This is a genomic window from Microbispora rosea, assembly GCF_900156315.1.
Lineage (GTDB): Bacteria > Actinomycetota > Actinomycetes > Streptosporangiales > Streptosporangiaceae > Microbispora > Microbispora rosea.
Window position 1 is genome coordinate 14,609 of the sequence record NZ_FTNI01000043.1, and the last position, 1,826, is coordinate 16,434.

A 1,826-nucleotide genomic window follows, 5' to 3' on the forward strand; every position below is an offset into this window, starting at 1 on the left:
ATCTGGGACTGCAACGGCCAGAACAACCAGAAGTGGCGCCTCAACTCCGACGGCTCCATCACCGCCGTCGGGGCCAACAAGTGCCTGGACGTCTCCAGCAACGGCACCGCCAACGGCACCAAGGCGCTGATCTGGACCTGCAACGGCCAGAACAACCAGAAGTGGAACCGCGTCTGAGGCCACCCGGCACACCACCCGGCCTCATGCCGATCACCCATTGATGCGACCGCCCGGCGCGATCCCGCTTTCTTCGTCGAAAGCGGCCGCGCCGGGCGGCGACGGAAGGACACCCATGCTGCGACATCTGACCCCCGCCGCGCTCGGGCGCACCGCGGGGAGCGACCGGAAGACATCCGTGCTGCGACGCCTGGCGGTGACCGCGGTGGCGCTCACCGCTGCCGCCACGGCGATCCCCGCCATCCCCGCCCACGCCGCCGCCTTCAAGGTGCTGGTGTTCTCCAAGACGGCCGCCTTCCGGCACGACTCCATTCCCGCCGGCATCCAGGCCATCCGCGAACTGGGCGCCGCCAACGATTTCGCCGTAGACGCCACGGAGGACGCGAACGCGTTCACCTCGGGCAACCTCGCGCAGTACAAGGCCGTGGTGTTCCTCAGCACCACCGGCGACGTTCTGAACGCCTCCCAGCAGACCGCCTTCCAGTCGTACATCGACGGCGGAGGCGGTTACGTGGGGGTCCATTCGGCCTCCGACACCGAGTACGACTGGCCCTACTACGGGCAGCTGATGGGGGCCTGGTTCAACAACCACCCGGCCATCCAGCAGGCCACCGTACGGAACGAGGACCGGGCGCACGCGGCCGCGGCCCATCTCGGCCAGACCTGGACGCGCACCGACGAGTGGTACAACTACCGCACCAACCCACGCGCCAACGTGCACGTGCTGCAGAGCCTGAACGAGAGCAGCTACAGCGGCGGCAACATGGGCGACCACCCGATCACCTGGTGCCACCCCCAGTCCTCCGGCCGGTCGTTCTACACCGGCTTGGGACACACCCAGGAGTCGTACTCCGACACGAACTTCCGCACGCTGCTGCTGGGCGGGATCCGGTACGCAGCCAAGGCCGTCAACGCCGACTGCCGCCCGGAGACCGGGTACACGGCGCTGTACAACGGGTCGACGACGGGCTGGTCGCAGGTCGGGCCGGGGTCGTTCACCAACAGCGACGCCACGCTGACCTCCCAGGGCGGCATGGGGATGCTGTACTACGGCGCCAAGGAGTTCCACTCCTACTCGCTCAAGCTCGACTGGAGAATGACCGGTGACTCCAATTCGGGGGTGATCGTCGGGTTCCCGCCCACCAGCGACCCGAACACGGCGCTCAACACCGGATATGAGGTGCAGATCGACGCGACCGACACCTCGGACAAGACGACAGGGGCGATCTACGGGGTCAAGTCGGCGGACATCGCCGCACGCGACGCGGCGCTGAACCCGCCGGGTCAGTGGAACACCTATGAGCTGCTGGTGGAGGGTGAGCGGCTGCAGGTGTTCCTGAACGGCACCAAGATCAACGACTTCACCAACGCCGACCCGGCCCGCTCGCTCCAGCAGGGCTACATCGGCATCCAGAACCACGGCGCCGGCAACGAGGTGGCGTATCGCAACATCCGCATCAAGGAACTGGCCGGCGCATCGCCCTCCCCGTCCCCGTCCCCCTCTCCCTCCCCGTCGCCTTCTCCGTCGGCTTCGGCGGGCACGAGCGCGCTGAGGGGTGTGGCGTCGGGGCGGTGCCTGGACGTCAACGGCGCCTCCCAGACCAACGGCGCCGCGGCGCAGATCTGGGACTGCAACGGACAGGCCAACC

2 protein-coding genes are annotated in these 1,826 nt (G+C 68.0%); both read left to right on the forward strand.

The window, feature by feature from the left end:
- Entirely contained in the window at positions 1 to 177 is a 177-nt protein-coding gene (locus BXA11_RS38040) for a ricin-type beta-trefoil lectin domain protein (RefSeq protein ID WP_280175327.1), read from the forward strand.
- A gap of 115 nt (positions 178 to 292) precedes the next feature.
- On the forward strand, positions 293 to 1,826 hold a 1,534-nt coding region (locus BXA11_RS38045; protein WP_083744877.1), incomplete at its 3' end, for a ThuA domain-containing protein.